Genomic DNA, 24,485 nt, shown 5'->3' on the forward strand with positions numbered 1-24,485 from the left:
GGCTCGTGTTTATAATGTTATTTTGAACTTAATTTTATCAATGGGCTGTCTGTACGGAACGGTGCTGCCGGGAAACCTTCTTTGTTGTAAAGGTTGGCGCCGTTGCCTTCCACCGGGCTCCATGCCCACGCATAGCGCACGGATTTTGGCTCCGGAATTTCATCTTTCCAGACAACTACCTCGTTTCCTTCGATTCTGGCGTTGGCCCATACAAATTTTCCGTCCACTCCGGCAATGGCGAATCCTTTCAAAGCTCCATTCCGTGCGGACAATCCGTTGGCGGCATATTTGAATTTTATCCGGATGTTCTGTCCTTCAATCTGCATCGACTGATACAATGGAGAAGTTTGCAGATTGTTTTCTCCATAACACAGCCTTTTTGCCTCGGCTGCCATGCGCTCACCGACTTGCTGCTTGTAAACGGGATGAACGTCATACGGATTTCCTACATCCATCGTGACTGCTATTCCGGTTTGAGGAATTGCCAAAGCCGACTGCTGTGCTTCCCGCATTTCAGCCCAATGCGATTCTTCCGGATTCGGGTTCAGAGCCCCCATGCCGGAAAGCTGCGAAATAATGAACGGAAGCTCTCCCTGGTTAAACTGTTTGCGCCAGTCGTTAATTAAAAGCGGTAGAAGTTTCTGGTATTTAGCTGCTTCGGAGGCATTGGCTTCTCCCTGGTACCACAAAAAACCTTTTATTCCCAGATCTGCAAACGGGGCGATCATGGCATTATAGATTGCTGACGGTCTCTTCCTGTCCGCCGGCTCGCTTGGTTTATCCGGATATGCGCCTTTTTTCAAAGTACTTCTATAGAGCCAGTTTCCTGACAATGGGATGATGAGCGGCTGATCGGATTCTACCAATTCCTGCAATCTCAGATCAATGGCATTTTTGCTTGTGAAACCACCGAAGCCAGAAGTGTTTTCAATGCGGATTGTAATGAGATTTTTGCCTTCTTTTACCAATTCACCTGGAATAATATAAATCCTGCGGCCCGGCTGCCAGGAAGTTTTGCCAACTTCTGTTCCGTTGAAATAGGTGATGTCAACATCTTTTAGTGTTTCCAGATTGATCATGAGCGATTTCCCCTTCATGGAAGCAGGCACATTTACTTCTTTGCGAAGCCACACAATTCCGTCAAAGTCAGATAATCCCTGTTCTTCCCAGTATCCCGGTGCTATTAGCGTCTTCCAGTTTTCAGGTTTATAGGCGGGAGAATACCAATTTTCTGCAAAACCTGCATCTGTTTTTTGAATGCCATCCATCCATGTTCGTGTAGCTGCGGCATATTCAGTCTGACTGGTTTCAATTGACTTTTTCTGCATTTCTTTTTGAAAGCTATCAGCCAGTTTGGAGAAATCAGGATGTTGTTCTATACTTTTTAGTCCGATCCATGGCTCAATGAATGTTCCTCCCCAGGAAGCGTGTATGATGCCAATAGGGATATGCCTGGATTTGTAAATTTCTCTTGCAAAAAAATAGGCGACAGCAGAAAAAGAGGCGGTGTTTTCGGGAGTTGAAATTTGCCACAATGCCTCAGATGTATTGTTACGTGGCGCTGAACTTAAATCCTTGGGCACAGTGAAAGATCGAATCTCAGCATGATCTGCGTTTTTTAGTTCGAAAGGGGCGTTGAAAGCCTTATAAACCGGCCACTCCATGTTGGACTGTCCGGAGCAAAGCCATACATCGCCGATCAGGATATTTTTAAATGAAAACGAGCTGTCTGAAATGATTTTTAAGTCATACGTCCCGCCAGCTTCTTTTGCAGGAAAGCTAATGTTCCATTTACCGTCAGCGTCGGCTTTAACTTTCTTCTTCTCATTGGAAAATTCAATGGTAAATGTCGCTTTTGGATTGGCAGTGCCCCAAAACTGAATCGGTTTTTCACGTTGCAAAACCATATTGTCGCCAAAGAAATAGGGGAGTTTAATCCCGCTTTTGGCAAACGAAATCTGTGCAATGCAGAACAGAATCAAACTCAGGTAGATTGTCTTTTTTACTTTATTCATAGGAATTAGCAGGGCTCATTGCATGGTAAACGCATTTGAAAATTTTGTTGGATAACCTTATTCTTTTTTTATGAGTTTTTACCCACCGCAACGGCGGACGGTCCGCCGTTGCGGTGGGTATCTTGCATTTGACAAAAGCCTAAATGCGTTTGCCCTGTGCTCATTGCCTTGGTCCGTTCTTTAAACTGTTGACTATTCAAAAGTGACTGTATAAACCTCCATCCCAAATCCGGGTATTTGATAGTCAATAGATTGGTTGGTCACGGATTGTTTTGATGCCGTTTTAGAAATACTTTTTATCTTTTTACCCGCTGCCCATTTTTCAGCATTGAGAGAAATTTTTCCTTCACTCGGTTGTGCCCGGTTATTGAGCAAAATGATATAAGCTTCCTTGTTTTCTGTATTCTCGGCAAGAACGGCATCCACAACGGGAAGCTGACCGGTTACGAAACCTTCTCTGATCACCAGGCTTGCCTTATTGCCATAAATTGTTCCAGGTTCAAAACCATAGGTTTGGTGCGGTCCGACTTTTGGTGTTACAAAACCTCTTGGGAAAGAAGCTTTGCCATCGGAACGTAGCGCAACTTCGGACAAAAGATAATCGGTGATCCAGCCGACCTGCCACCATGCATGATGCGGATAAGGACCGGCTCCTTTGTTCATGGCTTGCCAGTAGTAAGAGGCTACGCTGGTTTTGCTATCCACAAAAGCGTCCCGGCCAATGGCAGATGAGCGGGCCATATCTGCAAAAATCTGATCGCCTGTAAGCTGATGCATACGAATGAACATACCGGCATGGCTTGCCAATTGAATAGGTCCGTGGCGTGTGGCCGAACCAAAAATTCCTCCATGCTCGAAGCTCAATCCGGTCTGGCTAATTTCCCAGTCCTGTCTTTTGGTTCCGTTCACCGTTTTAACTTCCTGCGTGGCAATAGGGTGTGTATAGATGGATGTCGTATAAATTTTGGCACAGGTGATGGCTGCATCCTGATATTTTTTGTTTTTGGTCAAATCATACAGATCCAGAAATGCCTGAGCCGATTGTCCGGTTGCGAAATCGGGAGCATAACTTGCGTCGCCGCAAACACCTAAAAACGAACCTGTTTCTACTGAGTTTTTGATTAGCCAGTCGGCTCCTTTTTGCGCAGCTTTCAGGTACTTCTCATCTTTTAAAATTCGGTAGGCGACAATTAATCCATAAAAAGAAGGACGTACATCTTTAATATCTTTGAAGAGTTCTGCTTTCGTATTGCGGTCGTAAGCAACGGCAAAACTTCCATCCGGTTTTTGCCAGGAAAGTAATTTTTCGGCGCCGTATTTAAGCCTTTCTTTTAGTTCTGTATTATTTGGTTCGAACAACAGCATGTTGCCGATGTCGAGCATTACGTAATAGGTGAGCGCGATAGGCTCAACCACCTCGCCCCATTCTTCCACGAATTTTTTCTTTTTGGTAAGATAATATTGTCCTTCTATCGCACCTTTGAAAAAATCATCTTCTGTATCCTGCTGTACCAACTTAAAATTTAAAGCTGGCGGTAACACTTTTTCTTTCAATTCCGGATCGTTGGTCGTATTGGCCAACATCCACATGGCGCCGTAGTCAGCATTTTTCATGGCATCTTTATTGGAGCCCACCACACCGCCAAGATAGGATTGCGCGCCAATTTGTTTGCCTTTGTATTCCTCAATATTCCAAAGAGAGGTTTTTGGATCAGTGAGGTAATGATGCATATTTTCGATCCTGCTTGTAAGCGATTGTGTGCTTTGGCGCAGCGCTAGCGTTTCTTTGAACTTATAAATATCATAAGCCGCATGGTTCACCGCCTGAAACCAGTCGCCGTCGGTGAGGCTGTAACGGAAGGAATAGGTGATTTCTTCATCAGCATTACGTTCCGATTTTGCTTCACCCAAAACCGGATAATAGAGCGTGGGCGAAAGCTGCGACCTTCGGTTCATATGTGACAGGCCAACAAACCAGTCCGTTTGTGTGTATTTGTCCTTTGCCCAGGGATCACGGGCAAGTCCGGGTTCGGGAATAACGGAAAGGGTAACGCCCGTTTTTGAACTCATGAGAGGACTTAAAGTGGTGGCGCAACGTTCACGATATATCACCGGACGGTTCGGAACCCCATGGCCGTAAGCATACGCAAGGGCAAAGTTTTTCTGCATGAAATTTCCCTGAAAATACCCGGGTACAGATACCCAGGCCATCTTGTCTGCGGGTAGGGTGGCCAGCGTTGGTGTTGCCAGTGAAAAGAAACCTTTTTTTCTGGGAATAAGGCGCATCGTAACCTGTATATCGTTTGGAAATGCCGGGTCTAGCTTCCAGGTGGAGATGATGGTGGCTACCTCGGTCTCTTTTGTCAATTCCACCTCATTGCTTTTAACCTGAATCGCCGATGGGAAAAAGTGAAATACCTGTCCTGCTTTGTTTAAAGAAACCTCAGTGGTGCTTTCTTTCCATTGCAGCTGCTGGTAGTGGTAGGCCTCTTCGGGAAACTTCCCGCCAGTAATTTTTTCAAATGTCTCTTTTGGCTCGTCCGACGGTTTGGTTTCGGAATAAAGCAAAGTGTACTCACCTGATGGTACCAGAGCGTCGATCCATTTACCATTTTTTTTAACCTGAACCTTGTTGATTTTCCACTCCTGCTTGCCGTTATTTTGCCAGCTGACATGAATGTGATCATTCATCAGGTCAGTAGGAGTTTTCTTTTGGGCAAAGATCAATTCCGGAAAAACGAAACAGATAAACAGGATCAGATATGTTCTCATTTTAATCATTGTACGCCGGTTAAATCATCATTTAAAATTTTCTTTCCCTATAATATTTTTATAAAATTCCTGATTCCTTCTGACGCGTAGGAGCTGAGTTTCCCAGTCGTATCATTGTATATCAGGAATACATCGATGTGTTTGTGCTGCTTTATAAATTTTTTCGTCTCCTCAATACCCATTACAAAAAAGGCGGTATCGTAAGCATCAGCAGTAATAGCGTCCTTTGCGAAAACGGTTACACTTAGCAGAGAAGTCTGCTCCATGGAACCCGTTTTTGGATTGATAAGATGGTTGAAAACCTGTCCGTCCTTCTCAAAATGATTCCGGTAATTTCCGGCTGTGGTCATGGCTTTGTCGGTTAGAGTTACCGTCGCATAAAGTGAACCTGGTGTCAGCGGATTATCTATACCTGTAATCCATGGCTTGTCATCATTTTTTGTACCCTTGCAGACAATTTCCCCTCCAATTTCAACCATGTAACATTTAATGTTTTTTTGTTCTAAAAATCTGCTGATTACATCCACCGAATAGCCCTGAGCGATTCCGTTGAAGTCAAGCCGAACATTTTCTTTGGATTTCTGAACCGATATGGAGTCAAACTCAATCTGATTGAAGCCGATCAGTTTTAGTGCAGAATCCACCGCTAACTTCGCGTTTTGATTTTTTCCATTAGCTCCAAAACCATAAGCTTCGGTGAGTGGCAGAATCGTCGGATCAAACATTCCATTGGTTGCCTCATAAACCTCTTTCGACTTCGCCAGCACCGGGTAAAAGTAGGGTGTTGTGAATTTGATGGCATGCGATCGGTTAAAAAGCGACAGCTCCGAATCGTCCCGGTAGAGCGACAAACTCTTATCAAAATCAGTTAGAATAGAATCAATTTGTATTTTAAAATTCCGTTTTTCTGTATCGAAATATTTGATGTTGTAAGTAGTACCCTGAGCTTTGCCATTGACGGAAACCATAGGAATAGATTGAGCAGCTGTCCTGTTTTGTGATAAAAACAGGATGAGAAATGTAGCATATATCAATCTTTGGAAACTCATTGACTAATTGTTTTTTTGTTTGCCACGGATGCACGAATATTCACGAATAAAAAAAATGATTACATCTACATTCGTGTAAAATCCGTGTATCCGTGGCATAAAAATTACGGTTGCGGAGCCAGTGTTTCACCTTTTAAAACACCAACAAGTTCGGGCAAATGATGCTCGTAAACACCTCTTGGCGATGTTTTGTATTTGGCAGCCAAAGCGGCTGCAAATCCTACCACTTCGCCCATCATGCCGCACGTACGCATTACACGAGTACTTCCAAAAGCGACATGCGTGGTACTTATATTCCTTCCTGCCATAAATAAGTTCTGGATGTTCTTTGAATATAAGCAGCGGTACGGAATCGTATACGGCGCTACTTTAATGTGTTTGGTGCTGGCAAAAAACTCCTGACCTTCGAAATACTTGCTGTTTTTTTCGTTGGGAAAATGCAGGTCAATCGTCCATGTGGCTGTAACTGAGCCATCGGGATAAAACTTGCCTTCCTGAATATCCATCTGGTTCAGAATGTGATCTCCAATTAATCTTCGTGATTCTCTCTTCCCGCCAATATATGCAACCCAGGCAAGTTCCTGTTTTGCGAACTTTTCCTTTTTGCTATTTTTTAAATAAGACCAGTTTCCGAAAATGGCGCGAAGATTATGGTCGCGGATTTGTTCAGCCTGTGTAATGGTGTTGAAGTTCCCGAAACCGGTTTCCCATTCCCAATCCGATTTTGTCTGGTCAATGTGGTATTCGTCTGAAAACTGTAAAGCCCATGGTGTTTCCGGGAAACTGGTCACTGAATCAACCGGCAATGAAGCCCACAAATTGGAGGTCCCCAGTGTAAAATCATCGGATTTTTCAGCCGCCAGCGATTCGCCTGTTTCTGCTTTGCTTTCTCTACCCATGCGGAAGTCGGCACCAGCCAAAAATCCTAACGTTCCGTCACCGGTACAGTCAGAGAAAAATGAACCTTCAAACCTTGTTTCCTGATTGGTAGCAATGTTTCGGCCTACCACAGCAGTAATAATATCGTTTTGTTTTTCTGCCTTAAAAACGAATGTGTTGAGAAAGAGAGTGATGTTGGGCTCCGCTTTGATGATGTCAATTTTACGTTTGTCACCATATTCCTTCGCATCAGGATTTCCGTTACCGGGATCGCCATTGTCCATTTCACGTACAATGCGGCCTAGTTTTGGATAATGGTTTTTGTCTACATCGCCCATTAGATGCACACGTATTTCGGAGCTGTTGTTTCCACCCAAAACAGGTCTGTCTTGGATTAATGCCACTTTCATACCCATACGTGCTGCGGAAATGGCTGCGCAAGTCCCGGCAATACCACCTCCCACTACCACCATATCAAACCTTCCGGCGGTAGAAGGCGTTTCAGTCAGATTTAGCTGTTTTCTGCGAAATGCGGTCAGTTCGTCCAGTTTGTTTGGAGGTGTAAATTTTGGAGCATCGGTAAACAGGATTGCATCGCAACGTCCGTTAAAGCCGGTAAGGTCTTTTAATGATAGTTTGGTCTGCACATTTTTGATATCCACTTCGCCGCCATCGTACCATTTCCACTCGTCCGACCCGCTTTCTCCGAAAATTTGTTTGATCGCATTACCATCAACCGAAACCTGGAATTTGCCCGGACCTTTTGGAAAAGGAGCCCAGTCTTTCGTGCGAACCCACATGCGATATTTCCCTGTTTTGGGAAATTTAACTGTTGTAGACGCATCTTTAACCGGTCGTCCCATTCCGTGCGCCATAATGTATGATGAATTCATCACCACAAACGACTGCTGATCGATCACCCACCCTCCTTTGTTTTCGAAAGATTCCGTTTCCACGAAGACATGGTTCTGGGCAAAAAGTTGGACCGTAAGGAATAATAAGAGTATTGTTATGTTGATTTTCATAGGGGTATTAGGTTTAGTTATTGTAATTCCCAGGGCTTCTTCCGGTTCTCATAGCTATATCTGGTTCCGCGCACTTCCTCCCCGGATTTCTTCCGGGGTTGAGAGAGTAAGCCTTTCGGGCTATTTTGATCCGGGTTGTGAAAGATTTGAGTTATTTCTGCTTATCATTTTTTCTAGATTATTACCTGCTTTTATACTGGTTCATCTTATTTCTTACCTCCTTATTTTTAGGTTGGAAATGTTCCAGGGTTTCGAAAATTTTGGAGGCTAATTCCTCATTGTCCATTTCCAGGTTCTTTGCAAGCATGAGCATTGTTGGTTCAGACAATTGTTTCTGTTTTGTCAAAATCCCCAGCTTTAATCTGATTTGTTCCTGATTGGATTCCTGAATACTTGCCGCCAGTTTCTGTTCCAGACTTGCAATGATGGGAACATCTGTCAACCGTTTCAAAATGGCAACCTGCATCGGATAGGAAGTTGCGTTGTAAGTATTCCAAAGCCAGTTTTGTCTGGTAGCATTAGCGAAGAAACGGTTTCCAGCCTTTTGTAATGCCGTTCGGGCAGTGAATAGATTTTTGCCCGCAATGACCTGTTCGATATCATTTTCAAAAGCTTTTTTAACCGAACCGTTTTTGTCAATTACCTTTTCCATAGCCCAATACCGGTAGTGATAATTATCGCTGGAAATGAATTTGTGAAGCATTTCATCGGTAAGGTAAGTGTCTGTAATCCGCTTCATTTCACTCACCACCTGCTTGCCGTAAGCAATGTGCCATAAGGTAAAACAGGTATAAACAGCTCCGTCGATCACATCATTTTTAATGGTTTTAAGCGTTGCCCCGGTTTTGGCATCCACATCGTCGGTCAGGCTGTCGGTTCCCGATGTGAGCAAATCTTCCATTTTAAGATCAGCGAAGATCGAATTGGACCGGGATAGAATATCGGCCAGTTTCTGATAGTCCTTTTCTTCAAATTCGTCATGATCTACCTTGGTCAGGATTTTACCTTTTGGCATTTCATAACGTATGTAGTTACCAAGCAAGTCCCAGTAAAAATCGATGTGAACCGGCTTGCATTCATTGGTATAACACACAGGCGTAAAGATGTTCCGGAAGAAATATTGAGGCCTCCCGGAATCATCCAACGCCAGTTTCAGGGTATAGGAATTAGTATCGTTTTCAGTAATTGTGAATTCTCGGATGGTTCCAATTTTCGTTACAGCTTTATGGCCATTCTTTATACCAATATCAACACCCTTACCTTCTGCTAATGAAAGCAGAGGCAAGAGAGACAGCAGCGAAAAGATGATGGATTTCAACATAAACTTCAATTTTAAAACACACACATTGATCTATCTCCAGTCAGGATTTTGTTCCAACTTTGGATTGGCATTGATCTCATCCTGTGGTATCGGGAAATACTTGTGTTTCGCCTGTACCGGACGATTTGGATAGACACTGTTTACTGCCTTTGGTATTACAGTCAGGAATTTATTGGTGCGAGTCAAATCATACCAGCGGTCACCTTCCGCAAAGAATTCCCAGGCTCTTTCTTGTAAAACTGCTTCGATAAACGCATCCTTTGTAAGGCCAACTGATAAATCTGGAAGCCCTGCTCGTTTTCTTACAGGATTTATAAAGCCATAAGCAACCGTCGTAGCGCCATTCAGACGAGCCTCAGCTTCGGCCGCAATGAGGTACATGTCGGGTAACCGGAGTATGGGGATGTTCGGTACAAAACCAATAGTTGAAACCGGATCCTGGTATTTTTTGATTAAAACACCCTGTGTCGTGATGGGAGTAATACTTTTCTGCGGGACCACTTTACCGGTTTTGTCGATATAATTGGTATCCAACAAAGCTCTTCGTTTGTCTTTGGGATCAAAGGAATCGAAAAAGGCCTGATAAGCAAACATAGAGCCAAAGGAGCTTTTGGCATAAGCAGGAGCGGCGCTTCCGGGAGGGCCGCACAAACCTACCAACTGGTGACTATTTCCCGGCGAAATCGGGTCGACCTCATAGGCCCACATGTTTTCGATCCTCGCAGCGTCCTCCATGTTATATCGATAAACGTCTTGTACGTCGGCGACTAAAGCATATTTGTTAGAACTGATGACCTCTTTGGCTTTTTCTAATGCCTTGGTATAATCTTCGTTGTACAGTGCCGCTTTTGCATACAATGCATTTACTACTTCTTTCGATGGGCGGCCTTTGTCAACTGCAGGGTAAGATGGCAAACCCGAAGCAAGTGCCTGGTCCAGGTCACTGTAAATTTGTTTGTAAACATCTGATTTTGGGCTTTTATTGGTAAATGCTTCGGCCTGCGTATAGCTGGGAGTCGTTTTGATTACAACGTCTCCAAAGTTTTTTGTTAGAAACCAATGATAAAAAGCTCGTAGAAAATAGGCTTCGCCAATGATCTGTTTTTTTCTGGTTTCGTCCATTGAAGCTGCTGGAACTTTGGCAATTACCCAGTTAGCATTTTCTATACCACTATACGATGCAGACCAGATATGCTGTGGTGACTCATTGACCCGTGCATTACTTTTCTGAGTGGTATAATTAACATCATATGTAAACAAAGTGAGCGTGTTACGTCCTACTACTCCCCGTGGATAAGTAAGGTCGTCACTAAAATCTGCAACAAGGGTGAGCGCAGGTGCAGCACCAAGACTTTTGAGGGCACCGTACGCACTAATGAGGCCTTTTTCAGCATCCGCCGCTGTTTTGTAAAAGTCTTCTGTGTAAATAGAAGAGTATATGGTTTCGTTAAGTTCGCAAGAACCAAGCAACACAGAAGCTGCAAAGATTCCGGAAAAACTAGTTACTTTTTTTAATATGGTTTTCATTATAAAAATGGATTTCGATTTGATTAACAGCACTATCGTACATTTCCACATGGATGGCGTATCAGAAAGTAACCTGGATACCTCCCAAAAATGATTTGGCTTGCGGGTACACGAGGTTATCTACACCGATCACCGTGTTAGAACCAGCGAAAGTGTTTACTTCCGGATCAAAGCCGCTGTAATTGGTAATGGTGAATAGGTTGTTGGTACTCACATATAGACGTATTCCCTGGATTGGACCAAAACTTTTGATGGTATACCCCAGTGTCATATTTTTACAGCGCAGGTAGGAGCCATCTTCAACCACATAGTTGGAGATAGGTAGTCGCCCTCCCTGAAATCCGCTTACATATTGCTCGCTTGGGTTGGTGGCTGACCAGCGGTTAGCTACACCCTGCAGTAGGTTACGCTGACCTAGTGGGTTCTCGAAAGACAACCGACTGGCGTTGTAGATATCATTACCCTGTGATCCTGAGAAAAATACTCCGAAGTCAAATCCTTTGAAGGAGAGATTAGTTGAAAAACCATAAATCAATTTGGGGTTGGGGTTTCCTACGATCATCTGATCAGCAGCAGATATTTGCTTATCGCCATTGATGTCCTTCAACTTATGGCCGCCGATGCGTCCGTCGTAGCCAGGCAGGATGGCTTCCCCAGTTTGGTTAATGCCGTCAAAAACATAAGTTTTGAATAAACCCAAGGGAGCCCCTACTTTGAGAACAGTATAAGTGGTGATGAATTTTTCGTTTGTCACGTCTTCGTCAAGGCTCAATACCTTATTTCGGTTGATAGTTGCATTAGCCGAAACATCCCACTTAAAAGAACCGTTGAGGATTCTTGCATTGGCTGCTAGTTCAATTCCTTTGTTGAGGAGAGAAGCATAGTTCCCGGTCATATCGGCATATCCGGAGCTGAGCGGAAGCGTTTTGACAAAAAGGAGGTCAAGGGTCTTTTTGTGGTAAACGTCGGCAATAAGGCTAAGTCTGTTATTGAGCAAACTAATATCTAACCCTAAGTTGCTCTGGATGGACTTTTCCCAGCGTAAATCGGGATTTGCAATACCGGTAGGGCTGATTCCCGTGAGATAGGCATGGTTGAAGATATAATCCTTACCTGACGCAGACACTGTGGAAAGTGACTGATATGGAGAAATTCCTGCTGCGTTTCCTGTCAAACCATAGCTTCCCCGGATTTTGAGGTCGGAAAGCCAAGAGATATTTTTTGCGAAATCCTCTTCAATGATACGGTACGCAGCTGATACGGCCGGGAAAATCCCGTATTTGTTATTGGCTCCGAAACTGCTGAAACCATCTGCTCGGGCGGTTAGGTCGAGGAAGAACTTGTCTTTGAATCCGTAGTTGATACGGCCCATATACGAGTCGAGGCGTTGACTGGTACGATCACTTCTAACGGTTCTGGTAAGCGCAAGCTGGAGTGCCTCGTTTTGAGTAGCATCGTTAGGGAAACCAGTAGCATTTATCGTATTGGAGTTTGATAAATCTATCTGTGTCCCAAATACACCCGTGGCTTTGAGCGTGTGGTTCTTACCAATGTTGGTGCTGTAAGTCAGGATACTTTCATGTAACAATACTAACCCGTTTCCATTTATTTTGCTTGCACTTCCCGAGTTATCGTTGAGGTCACTTTTATTAATTATGGAACGGGGAGAATACGAATTGTAAAGCTCTCCTTTCTGGTCCATGTTAAAGGAAGCACGGTAGTTGAGACCTTTAAGGATGTTTGCTTCTCCATACAGATTAATTAGTGAGCGCTTAATGCTTCTTTCTTGCTTAAGTGCGGCAAATTCGAGTGGATTTTTAATTTCCCTGTATTGCCCGGCACCTTGCTCACCAAATGGAAAAAGTGAACCATCGGGGCGATAAGGCTGCAAGAGAGGAGGAGCGCCTAAGGCGGCTCCTAAGACAGAGTTAATGGCACTGTCGGTATTTTCAATGCCTGCGGTGACACCGTCGTTGATCGAATAACTACCTAGTATACTTGTTCCAACTTTAAATATTTTGCTGATCCGGTGGTCGAGGTTGAGGCGGTAAGAAAAGCGTTTGAATCCTGAGCTCATAATGATTCCTTTCTGATCGAAGTAGTTAAGTGAAAGTGCTACCTGCGTTTTGTCGTTTCCGCCGTTGATTGAGAGCTGATGATTTTGAATTGGGGCATCTCGGAAGATCATTTTTTGCCAGTTGGTACCTTCGCCTAGTGAAGCCGGATCGGGATAATTATTGTTTTTAAAAACCTCATTCTCCAATTGTGCAAAGTCAGAAGCATTTAGAACGTCCAGCATTTTATTGACTTTTTGAGTTCCGTAGTAACTGTCGAAAGTAACCCTTGTAGCGCCGCTTTTACCTCTTTTTGTGGTAATGAGCACTACACCGTTTGCTGCACGGGCACCATAGATAGCTGAGGCGGAAGCATCTTTGAGTACTTCGACCGATTCAATATCATTTGGATTGATAGTCGATAAGGGGCTAACATCGGTGATACCACCGCCGTTTGAGATCTGAATTCCATCTACTACATAGAGAGGCTCAGATGAGCCGTTGATGGAGTTGGTCCCCCTGATTCTGACACTGATGTTACCACCAGGGGAGCCAGAATTTTGGTTGATTTGCACTCCGGCAACTCTTGCTTGTAAACCCTGAGCGATATTGGCCACAGGGGTTTGCACAAGGTCAGCAGCTTTCACCGAGGCAATTGAACCTGTCGTTTCTATTTTTCGCTGGGTTCCATAACCAACCACCACCACCTCTTCCAGTGCTTTTGTATCAGTTTTTAATGTTACATTAATTTTGGACTGGCTGCCTACTGCAACTTCTTCTTTAAGGTATCCAACAAAGGAAAAAACAAGTGTAGCATTGGGTGCAGCATCAAGGTAGTACGTTCCGTCAATGGAGGTCAATGTTCCGGTTTGTGTTCCTTTTACAGTAACGCTTGCGCCGGGTATACCTTCACCACTGTCGTCCACAACCTTTCCTGAAACGGACTTGTTCTGGGCGTAAATGTTGTTTGCGGTCAGCACATTCAGTGTTAAGAGCAAACATAAACTGAGTATTGTTTTCAGCATACGGTTTGGTTGTTAAATAGGGTATTTATAAGAATAGTACTAAAATTGAGAATTGAACAAACGTAAAGTGCGATTTCTGATGAGTTTGAAAAAGCGTATCAGGAGGCGTTTGTGTCGAATTCCTATTGAAGATACATGTAGATAGTGCCCCGGTCAAGTCAAAACTAACACAATTAACTCTGGGATTAGCACAAAAAGTATCGGTAACGTTTGCGGATACGTTACCGATATATGGTTATGATTATTTTTAATATAATATTTTTAGATTTATCACAATCCGTATATTTGATTTCAGTTTTACCGGTTGTGAATCAATTTTATTAAAATAATACAATGGTTAGATGTCCAAAATGTGCACAGGTCGGGACGATCATGAAAGCAGGTTATGTCAGGAACAAGCAGCGTTATGTTTGTAAATCGTGTAATTACTTTTTTACCATTGCCAGTTCGGAACAGGTACCAAGCCGGCAGAAGAACCACAGACATCAGACAACCATTATTGATATTGCCCGCTCTACAGGTGTTTCCAATTCAACAGTTTCCAGAGCGCTGCACGGACATGCAGACATTAGTCCCGAAACGCGGCAGGCAGTTTTGGACATGGCAGCTCAGCTGGACTATCAGCCGAATCAGCTTGCATATAATCTTGTAAAGAGCAAGACGAACACAATTGGGATGATCGTACCAGAATTTCACAATCGCTTTTTTCCCAATGTGATTATGGGGGCGCATCAGATACTTACCGCCGAAGGTTACAACCTCACCATCATGCAGTCGAATGAATCATTCGCGGTGGAGGTGTCCAATACCAAGGCCATGCTTGCCAACAGGATTGACGGTTTGCTGATTTCACTTACTCAGGAAACAAACAGCTTTGAACATTTACAGGTATTTGAGAAGAGAGGTATACCGCTGGTTTTGTTTAACCGGGTTTGTGATGATGTAAAAGCCCCGAAGGTTGTAGTCAATGATTTTGAGGCGGCGTTTATGGCAGTGGAGCATTTAATCCTGAACGGTTACGAACGTATTGCACATTTGGGCGGTCCGTTGAATCTGCTCGTGAGCCGCGAACGACTACGCGGGTATAGAGCCGCTCTCGAAAAACATGGCAAAAATATTGAGGAAGACATGATCATTCAGGGAATGTTGTCGCAGCAAAAGGCCAGGATATACGGGAAATATCTGCTCGAACTGGAAAACAGACCGGACGCCATTTTTGCTGTTAACGATTCGGCGGCGATTGAGATCATGCTCATGGCAAAAGAAAAAGGGATTTCTATTCCGGAAGAACTTGGTGTAGTAGGATTCAGCGATAACCCCGAGTCGGCTTACATAGGGCCAGGCTTGACAACGGTGCGACAACCGACGATTGAAATTGGAAAGACGACCGCTCAATGGATTCTTCAGATGATTGATGCCGATGAAGAAATGGCTTTGCCTCAGGAACGTATTTTAAAAACTGAACTCATTATCCGAGGTTCGTCACTACGTAGCGGTATTTGAGAGTATGTCAACTCCTAAACCTTTCTATTTTTTAATGTAGACAGGAGCAGACGTACTGGTAAAACTTTGCCCGTTTAGCAGGTCAATTTTTACGGTAAAACGATGAAGCCCGCTACTTTCCGGTGCCTGGGTCAGCCTGATGGAATAGGCATAGTAAGCTGGTCTGTCAGGAGTGGTGTCAAAATTGAAAAATGCTTGCTGTGGCCATCTTTCTCTTGCAATTGACAAAACAGGTGAAAGGTGAGTTCCCGGGGGAAGTGTGCTATTATAAGATGCACTGCTGGTTACAATAATTGATTTTATTTTGTCTATCGCAATTACCGCAGGATCGCAGGCCCAGGCTTCCGCACCGGTTTTAGTTTGACTGTGGAACACCACAGATCTCAACGTGCCGGTTATCGCAATACTTAATTTTTTAAAATCAACGGTGTCATTGGCAGCGATGGTATCCGGAGGATACATATATTGATCTTCCTTCTCTGCATTACCGAGGTATATCTTATAATTGCTTATCCCAAACCTGATCGGATCCGGATTGCAATCGTCACACCCGGTGAGCGCTGACAGAAACAAAGGAAAGCTATAAACGAGTAGGATAAGTAATAGCTTTTTCATTGGGTAGGTTTTATCTGACGGTTGCGGTCATTTCAATAATAAAGTTACCTAAATTGATAAGTTTGATTTGCGAATACTGATTATTATTGAAATAATTCAATTGAGTCTCCTTCTACAATTTACATCATCTTCCCAAAACCTGCCTTATTTTTCAAAATAGTCCAATAAAAAACCATTTGAAGTACATTTTGGCAACGTTCCCGACAACGATTGCGTAAAAAAATACCAATATTATCTTGGCTTATTCTGGGGTTAAGTTCATCTTCCATTGTGCAATCAAGTGTATATCAATTGGAAAAATTAGTTATTTCTTGGTTTGATTACATTTTGTTCCGCTTGCAAATTCATCCTCTAAACATGTCTCTTTAATTTTTCCTGATCCGGAGTTTCTCAGAGATCGGCATGATGAAAAAGTGGCGTGTTTGAATATGAATTAAGCAGTAATAAATTGAATATTATAAACTGTCATAAGGTATGTTAAGAAGACTACAGAGTGCCTCAGCCCTTGGACTTTTGATTTTAAGCGGTGTGCTGCCGCTTACCCGTCAGCAGGCGTATGCGGGAATTGAATTGAAAGTGACCAAACATGTTACAGTTGACGGGGAAAACCGGTCAAAGTCTGTGTTTGATGTGAGCGGTAAAGTAACCGGAGACAACGGAGAGGAATTGCCGGGTGTAAGTGTACTGTTAAAAGGAACAACAACGGGTGCAACCTCGGATGTGAACGGTGTTTTTAAACTGACCATACCAACCGGAAATGAAACACTTGTGTTTTCGTATGTTGGTTATCTCACTCAGGAAATCCAGGTTGCTAACCGGTCTGTAATAGATGTGAAACTTGCCGCTGATACAAAAGCTTTGGAGGAAGTTGTAGTGGTAGGATACGGTACGATGAAAAAAAGTGATGTAACGGGAGCTATCACTTCGGTAAAAGCACAGGACATTACGGCCATTCCTACAACCAATGCGCTGAGATCGTTGCAGGGAAAAGTTTCCGGGATTGATATCACGCAAACCAACGGACAGCCGGGAGCCAATATCAATATCGTTTTGCGTGGTAACCGTTCTTTAAAAGCCGATAACAAACCTTTGGTATTGGTTGACGGTATTCCCTACGGATCTTTTATTGACATTAACCCTACCGATATCGCATCCATCGAAGTACTGAAAGATGTGGCTTCAACTGCCATTTACGGTACACGTGGGGCAAATGGTGTAATCATCATTACGACTAAAAGAGGGGTGTCAGGTAAATCAAGCCTTTCGGTAAATTCATATGTCTCGATCAACAAAAAGGCACTTTATCCGCGCATAATGAACGGAGAGGAATACGCTCAACAGAAACGTGAGGCATACCGGACTACCAACGGTGGTGTATACCGGAAAGATGAAGATATTTTTCAGGTTACCGAACTTGAGTATTTGAGATCGGGACAGTTTGAAGACTGGCAGAGCTATATTTTTCATACTGGTCTGATGCAGAATTACGAGGTGAACCTTACGGGTGGAAGTGAAAAAACTACTTTCGCAACTTCATTCGGTTTTCAGAAAGACAAGGGTTTGCTGTTGGATGATGTGTACAGGAGATTGAACGGAAAGCTAAGTATTGACCACAAATTCAACAACAGAATTCGTGTGGGAGTTAGTGCTATTTATTCTTATAAAAATCAGGATAAAAGAGACAATCCGCTTAACATGGCGAACAAAATCCTTCCAATCGCCAAAGCATTTAACGACGACGGATCACTAATCCTTAACCCTGCACCAGGTTATAGTGCACAGTTTACTCCGCTTGCCGATGAGCAACCGGGCGTATTTGTCAACAACATTAAAGACAAACGTTTATTCACATCGGCCTACATTGATGTGAAGGTAACGGATGATCTTTTCTTAAAATCAACCATTGGTCTGGATTTGATAGATTATAGAAGAGGATATTTTAAAGGATACAACACTGTTGCTAATTCAGGGAAGAATTCAGTTTCTGGTGTAGAGATCAATAACTCCTTTAATTACACCTGGGAAAATACGCTGAATTACAACAAAACAGTAGGTATTCACCAGATACAAGGTTTACTAGGAACGAGCTCATTGGGAACTAACTTTGAGGAGTATACTTCCTCGGGTAACAACCAGGCATCGCCACTTACTTCTTATCATGATCTGAACTCGAACACCATTTCAAAAGTACTCGGCAGCAAGCTTCGCGAAACACGTATTGCCTCATTCTTCGGTCGTATTAATTACAAACTGAATAACAAGTATATTTTCCAGGCGTCACTTCGTACAGATGGATCGTCGGTGCTTGCGGCAGGTAATAAGTGGGGGTATTTCCCATCCGTATCAGGAGCGTGGAGAGTGATTGAGGAACCGTTTTTGCAAAATAGCAATGTGGTTAACGATTTGAAACTACGTTTGAGCTGGGGTAAATCTGGTAACGCTGCTATTGACCCATATGCTACAATGGGCGGTTTGGGATTATCGGCCTACGCATTCGGAACAAGTGCCGCTTTCGGTTATTCGCCGAGTGTGATCCGTAACCCGAATCTGACATGGGAGACTACCGGTACCTGGAACGTAGGTTTGGATTTCGGTCTGTTGCGTAACCGCATTTCAGGAACACTTGATATTTATAAGTCAAATACAAAGGATCTTCTGCTGCCAAGTTTACTTCCAACGCATACCGGATATGCAGAATTTCTTGATAACGTTGGACAGGTTGAGAACAAGGGAATTGAACTTTCGATTACTTCTCAAAACATTGCAGGTAAGGCGTTCAATTGGTCAACCGACTATACTTTCACATTGAATCGTGAGAAAATTGTTGCTCTGAATAGTGGTGTAACCCGTAATGAAGCTAACAGCTGGTTTGTTGGGGAGCCTACTAAAGTATTTTTTAACTATAAGAAGGTAGGAATATGGCAGCTGGGAGAAGAAGAAGCGGCCAAGAATTTTGGTAATAACGTTCCTGGTGACGTGAAGGTAGCAGACATGAATGGAAATGGAGTTGTGGATCCGGGTGACCGTACAACATTCTCCCAGGTGCCTAAGTTTTCACTTGGTATCAACAACCATTTTGAATACAAAAACTTTGATATGAGTGTATTCGTATTTGCCCGCGTCGGACAGTTTATCAATTACGAATACAATGCCTCTGCTTACAAACCAAGTGCGCTGGAAAACTCTTCAAATGTGGATTACTGGACTCCGGAAAATCCTACCAATGGTTTCCCAAGACCGAATAGTTCGTACTCAACGACCAATTACCTGTATCAGTCCACATTGGGTTATGTAGATGGATCTTTCCTGAAAATACGTGACGTATCACTGGGATACAACATCCCTTCTGCTCTGGTTAAAAAGATTGGTGTAGGACGGGTTAGAGTTTACAGTACGCTTCAAAACTACTTTACTTTCAGTAAGATAAAGGATTACGATCCGGAACGTGGCGGTGATTTGAGCTTCCCGCTTGTGAAGCAGATGATCTTTGGTGTGAACATCGATTTTTAATCGGTCTCTCTGTTTACAAGGTCTGAAAAGAAGTTAAGAATATTTAAAAACGACATTCCAATGAAAACGAAATTAATAGCCCTGTGCATGGCATTTTCTCTTGCAGGATTAACCTCTTGTGAAGATTATCTTACCGAAGTCAACAAAAGCGGGCTAACCGAAGACCCATTTTTTCAAACCGAACTGGGAATTACAGCCGCTGTGAACGCGAGTTATTCAGGAACCAGGCTGTGGTACGGTAAAGAATTTCCGTCCGCATTTGCTGAAACCGGAACGGATCTTTTTTTAAGAGGCGGTGATAACAAAGCCAATCAGATTTCCGACTACACGGTCGATCTGAATGGCGCGCAAACCAACCTGAAAGATTACTGGGGACATTTGTACAAGGCACTCAATACTTGCAACACCGTACTGAAACAATTACCGTCGCCGGTGTTGAGCGAAGCGCTAAACAAGCAGTATGAAGGGGAAGTTAGATTTTTAAGAGCACATTACCTGTGGCTCATCACCGAAACCTGGGGAGATGTTGTTCTTTCAACTGAGCCAACGGTGGGTGTGGTTACGACTGCAAAACGTTCCAGTGTTGAGGAGTTTTACAAAGTAATATTTGCGGACCTGAATATTTCGATTGCCAATCTGGCTGCGCAAAAATCCAATACAGGACGCATTACGCAGGATGTCGCAAAAGCATTTAAAGCTCGTATGTGCCTTACACGTGCCAGCGCTACAAACAACGCGGCACTTTACGCAGAGGCGGCTACGCTGGCGAAAGAGGTTATTGCAACTGGTCGTTATTCGCTGTTCAGTGATTTTAAAGCGCTTTGGGATATGAAAAATTCCGAGGGCGGTTCTAATTCTGAGGTCGTGTATTACGTGAATTATACCAACGACGACACCATGAACGGTGATTACGATCCGGCGGCAGGAAAAGGGAACAACAGCCATTTGCACTATATAATGGTGTATGACAAACAGCCTGGCATGGAGCGCTCTGTGGCTTACGGTCGTCCGTATCAGCGCTATGTTCCTACGCTTCGTTTGCTTGATCTGTTCAATGAAAATGTAGATCAGCGTTACCACGGCACTTTCCAGACAGTTTGGAAAGCCAACATGGCAAACCTGAAAGCTGGATCAGTGAATGGTTACGCAAAAATGGCGCTTGGAGACACCTCCATGTTGTTCCTCAAAACGGTAGCGACGCCAGCGCAAGTTGCGAATGCAGCAAACAAATACAAATTATATGACCGTAATATTATGTATAAAGCAGATGGTACGTTGCAGACAAGATCACAGTTTATTCAAATGAGCAAATTCATGGACCCAACCCGCCTTACAGCCAACCAGGAATGGAGCTCACGCGATGGCTTTGTGATCCGTATTGCTGAAATGTACCTGATCGCAGCGGAAGCATTGATGACTTCGGCACCGGCGGAGGCTTTGAAATACATGAATGATCTTCGTAAAAAACGTGCTATTGCAGGTAAGGAAGCAGATATGGAAATTGCCGCAAAAGACCTCAACATCGATTTCATCCTCGAAGAACGCGGACGTGAACTTGCAGGAGAACTGTTCAGATGGTATGATCTGAAACGTACAGGAAAGCTGGTGAGTTATGTGCAGAAGTACAATGCTGATGCCAAAGCTAACATTAAGGAAATGCATATGTTGCGCCCGATTCCACAGGTTCAGCTGGATGCCGTGAGTAATAAGGAGGAGTTCAAGCAAAATCCAGGTTATAACTGATATGATGGGTAAAGTTTGTGAGAAATCTGGCAGGTTTATGCCTGCCAGATTTACATCAGAATACCGGATTGCGATTTGCATTCCGGTATTTCTGTTTTTTCAGCTGGCTGCAATCGCACAGGATAATGCGCTTTCGTGGCGGAACAATATCGCTTACAATTCGTACCTGATGCGTGAGGTGCATGCCCAGTATGCCAACCGGGAAACGAAGTTCAAATCGGCTCTTTCATCTTCCAAAGAAATGGAGCTATACCGCGAGCAGTGCCGGAAAAGTTATCGTTCCATTATCGGAGATTTTCCTGCGAAAACGGCTCTGAACGCCAAAGTTGTAGGAACTCAGCGTTACGATGGTTTCAGTGTAGAGAAAGTGATTTATGAAAGTGTACCGGGACGTTTTGTTTCGGCCAATTTATATATTCCCGAAGGTAATGGACCTTTTCCGGGTATACTGCTTTTGGCTGGTCATGGTATGTCGGGCAAGGCTTCGGAACAACGTGCAGCACTTACTTTGGTACAAAATGGATTAGCTGTTTTTGCCGTGGATCCGGTAGGGCAGGGAGAACGCGTGCAGCTGCTGGATAGCAATGGGAAATCGGCAACAAGAGGAGCTACCACCGAACACACGTTGCTGAACGCCGGAGCGAACCTCGTCGGAACCAGCGTTGCTGCCGTCGAATATTGGGATAACCACCGTGCTCTGGACTATTTGGAAACGAGAAAAGAAGTTGACAAAAACAAACTGGGTTGTATTGGAAGCTCCGGTGGCGGTACACAGGCAACTTACATGCTCGGACTGGACGATAGAATCAAGGTTGCAGTAGTGTGCAGTTATGTTTCAAAACGGGAACGGGTACTGGAACTGAGCGGTCCTTCGGACGGCTGTCAGCATATTCCTTACGAGGGGCGTGAAGGATTGGAAATCGGAGATTTTTTATTGATGTTTTCTCCCAAACCGCTGCTGATCATGTCTGGTTTATATGATTTTGTGGATTACTGGGGAGCGCAGCAATCGTATCAGGAGTTGCAGGCTGCGTATAAAGTGTTGGGAAATGAAAACAAGGTGAGTATGATCACGGTCGAGTCAGGACATGGAATGCCGAAGCCAAAACGGGAAGCCGCAACGGCCTGGTTCAGGAAATGGTTTTACCAAGATAACAAAACTGTGACTGAAAAAGCAGGAACGCCAATTTCGGAAAAGGAACTATGGACAACCACAAGCGGGCAAGTGCTGACGAACATCTCAGAAGCGGTTTCGACTCCGAAAGAAAACCAGAATACATCTGAGCAACTGGCAAAGCAACGCAGTATTTTTCTAAAAAAGGATGCCGCTACGATCAAATCCAAAGTGAATGAATTACTGGGATTGAAACCATGGACTGATAAAATTGTAGTGGAAGCAACAGGTTCTATTTCAGCAAGAAATCATACGATCAACAAATATCAGATACTTCGTAAAGGCGAAATGCCCGTTTCTGTTTTGCTGGTTTATCCTGAGAATGTAAGTGTAAAAAGCAGGCTAGTGGTATTGCTTAACGAAAACGGAAAGTCAGAAATACTTTCGAATGAAAAAATGCTGGAACCTTATATCAATCGTGGTGATATACTTTTGCTTGCGGACCTTCGTGGAATTGGTGAAACCGCAGATCCGTTGGATTTGAATGATACCAAATATTGGAACAAAGAATATCGGAACGCTATGATCAGTATGCATGCCGGTCGGCCGGTGATGGGGCAGAGGGTAACGGATATTATCTCGGTGATGGACTTCGTACAATCAGATGAAAAGCTGAAAGGTCGTCAGGTGAACTTGCAGGCGAACGGAGTGTATGGTCCCGCTGCGATTCATGCTGCTTATCTGGATTCCCGCATCAACACAACTGAAATTTCAAGATCATTTCGCTCCTTTGAAGAGATCGTACGAAATCCCATGCAGCGGGATGTATATTCCAACGTACTGTACGGCGTTCTCAAATATTACGATCTGAAAGATTTGATGACACTGGCAGGGGGCAATAGAATACGTTTTGCGGATTGAATGTCAAACTTGTATCTGGTTTAATTCAACCACAAAAGGAACAAAGAAAACAAAGAATTCTTTTACGCCACCGTTCGTGTCCTCACAAACGGTCTTGACGACTGCATTTACAGATCTCATATGGAGTTGTAAATCGTTTGTGGAGACACAAACGATGGCGAATAGTCTCAAAATGTAGCCAGTTATTCAACCACAAAAGGAACAAAGAACACAAAGCATCTTTTGTTGACTTTTGTTTCTTTTGTTGTTCAAAATTTAAAATCTAGTAGCCGCACAATCCGATATTAATTCAACCACAAAAGGAACAAAGAACTCAAAGAATTCTTTTCTTTTGCGGTTGAAATTTAAAATACACTGCCGGGGAGTAATTCCTAGCCTTAACTGAATACCTCTCTAAAAAGCTTCAAACTTTTCGGAACAGCTACATTCGGATCTTCTTTGCCCTCCATTTCTAACGATACATAACCTTTGAAATTTGCTTTGCGCAGAATTGATGCAACATTCTTGTAGTCAAGGTCTAAGTTGTAATAATGACCGCCTCCGTAGTACGTTTTTGCCTGTACGATGGTTGCGTATGGCGCGAGTCTTTCAAATTGCGGATAAGGATCTCCTACGAAATTGCCGGTATCGACATTCATGCCCATTGCAGGAGATGAGGACAATGGTTTATAGATTTCAAGCAAATAATCAATGTTCGAAGAAAGTCCCCAATGGTTTTCAATCGCCAGAATTATGCCCGCTTTTTCTGCTGCAACAAGGCACTCTCCATAAGAATCAATACACCATTTAATGGCGTCTTTATCGGTATATCCTTCAATTGGCGGTTCTTGTCCATCCTTATAATAAGCGGCATCACGCTTCTTGGTTCGCCAGCTTCCGGTATTCATCCTGATGCATGGAATTCCCATTTGCGTCGCGAGGTTTATGCATTTCAATGTATGCTCAATGTCCTTTTTCCGATCTTCCGCTTTTGGTTGAACAAAACTCTGGTGAATCGAAAGCATCGGAAGTGAAAGTCCGTTGTCGAAAGCCAGTCTTTTCAGCTTGTTCATGTAAGGTATCGTTTCATTTTCCATCTGACGATGAAGGATTTCAACACCGTCGAAACCAAGTCTCGCTGCGTCTTCGATTACTTTCTCAACCGGATATTTCTGCTCTTGAAAATGCCAGTAAGAATACGTTGACACCGCTAATGGAATTCGCCTCGCCGCTGGTGCAGGTATCTGCTCCGCTGTTTCAGCATGCGATTTGCCTGCTAAAAGAGCTGCACCTGCAAGAGCGCTTGTTTTTAACCAATTCCTTCTGGATGAATTACTGAGATCATTATCATTAATAAAATCTTGCATAAAAAGGATGTTTAGGAATAGTCAACTATTAGATTGAAAAACTTCCGAAGATTACAATAAATCTAA

13 protein-coding genes are annotated in these 24,485 nt (G+C 43.5%); 4 read left to right on the plus strand and 9 right to left on the minus strand.

Annotated elements, in window-relative coordinates:
* Positions 1-17: 17 nt before the first annotated feature.
* The 7 genes from LZG71_RS10260 to LZG71_RS10290 form a co-directional block, all read right to left on the minus strand.
* Positions 18-2,015 carry a sialate O-acetylesterase gene (locus tag LZG71_RS10260; protein ID WP_233820073.1) on the minus strand — a complete coding sequence of 666 codons (1,998 nt, stop codon included), beginning with the start codon at positions 2,013-2,015 and terminating at the stop codon, positions 18-20.
* Positions 2,016-2,207: 192 nt separating this feature from the next.
* Positions 2,208-4,796 carry a beta-L-arabinofuranosidase domain-containing protein gene (locus tag LZG71_RS10265; protein WP_409013611.1) on the minus strand — a complete coding sequence of 863 codons (2,589 nt, stop codon included), beginning with the start codon at positions 4,794-4,796 and terminating at the stop codon, positions 2,208-2,210.
* Positions 4,797-4,834: 38 nt separating this feature from the next.
* Complete coding sequence (locus LZG71_RS10270) at positions 4,835-5,836, minus strand: FAD:protein FMN transferase (RefSeq protein ID WP_233820075.1); 1,002 nt, start codon at positions 5,834-5,836, stop codon at positions 4,835-4,837.
* A gap of 104 nt (positions 5,837-5,940) precedes the next feature.
* Positions 5,941-7,740: an FAD-dependent oxidoreductase gene (locus tag LZG71_RS10275; protein ID WP_233820077.1), complete on the minus strand. Its 1,800-nt coding sequence runs from the start codon at positions 7,738-7,740 to the stop codon at positions 5,941-5,943.
* Positions 7,741-7,921: 181 nt separating this feature from the next.
* Positions 7,922-9,061, minus strand: a complete 1,140-nt coding sequence (locus LZG71_RS10280) for a hypothetical protein (protein ID WP_233820079.1) — start codon at positions 9,059-9,061, stop codon at positions 7,922-7,924.
* 30 nt (positions 9,062-9,091) lie between these two features.
* Positions 9,092-10,588 carry a RagB/SusD family nutrient uptake outer membrane protein gene (locus LZG71_RS10285; protein ID WP_233820081.1) on the minus strand — a complete coding sequence of 499 codons (1,497 nt, stop codon included), beginning with the start codon at positions 10,586-10,588 and terminating at the stop codon, positions 9,092-9,094.
* Between the two features lie 61 nt (positions 10,589-10,649).
* Positions 10,650-13,667: a TonB-dependent receptor gene (locus LZG71_RS10290; RefSeq protein ID WP_233820083.1), complete on the minus strand. Its 3,018-nt coding sequence runs from the start codon at positions 13,665-13,667 to the stop codon at positions 10,650-10,652.
* Positions 13,668-14,000: 333 nt separating this feature from the next.
* Between LZG71_RS10290 and LZG71_RS10295 the strand changes: the two genes are divergently transcribed.
* Positions 14,001-15,170 carry a LacI family DNA-binding transcriptional regulator gene (locus LZG71_RS10295; protein WP_233820088.1) on the plus strand — a complete coding sequence of 390 codons (1,170 nt, stop codon included), beginning with the start codon at positions 14,001-14,003 and terminating at the stop codon, positions 15,168-15,170.
* A 24-nt stretch (positions 15,171-15,194) separates the two neighbouring features.
* Here LZG71_RS10295 and LZG71_RS10300 read toward each other — a convergent pair whose 3' ends face one another.
* Entirely contained in the window at positions 15,195-15,785 is a 591-nt protein-coding gene (locus tag LZG71_RS10300; RefSeq protein WP_233820089.1) for a hypothetical protein, read from the minus strand.
* Positions 15,786-16,259: 474 nt separating this feature from the next.
* Here LZG71_RS10300 and LZG71_RS10305 point away from each other — a divergent pair, with 474 nt between their 5' ends.
* From LZG71_RS10305 to LZG71_RS10315, 3 genes are read left to right on the plus strand one after another with little or no spacing between them, the layout of a single operon-like run.
* Positions 16,260-19,295 carry a TonB-dependent receptor gene (locus LZG71_RS10305; protein ID WP_233820091.1) on the plus strand — a complete coding sequence of 1,012 codons (3,036 nt, stop codon included), beginning with the start codon at positions 16,260-16,262 and terminating at the stop codon, positions 19,293-19,295.
* A gap of 60 nt (positions 19,296-19,355) precedes the next feature.
* On the plus strand, positions 19,356-21,038 hold the full coding sequence (locus tag LZG71_RS10310) for a RagB/SusD family nutrient uptake outer membrane protein (RefSeq protein WP_233820092.1): 1,683 nt from the start codon (positions 19,356-19,358) through the stop codon (positions 21,036-21,038).
* Positions 21,039-21,075: 37 nt separating this feature from the next.
* Positions 21,076-23,073 carry a S9 family peptidase gene (locus LZG71_RS10315; RefSeq protein WP_233820095.1) on the plus strand — a complete coding sequence of 666 codons (1,998 nt, stop codon included), beginning with the start codon at positions 21,076-21,078 and terminating at the stop codon, positions 23,071-23,073.
* 377 nt (positions 23,074-23,450) lie between these two features.
* On the opposite strand, the gene LZG71_RS10320 is transcribed toward LZG71_RS10315, so the two are convergent.
* Positions 23,451-24,419 carry a sugar phosphate isomerase/epimerase gene (locus LZG71_RS10320; protein WP_233820097.1) on the minus strand — a complete coding sequence of 323 codons (969 nt, stop codon included), beginning with the start codon at positions 24,417-24,419 and terminating at the stop codon, positions 23,451-23,453.
* Positions 24,420-24,485 lie beyond the last annotated feature (66 nt).

It is taken from the genome of Dyadobacter sp. CY312 (assembly GCF_021390535.1).
Classification (GTDB): Bacteria; Bacteroidota; Bacteroidia; order Cytophagales; family Spirosomataceae; genus Dyadobacter.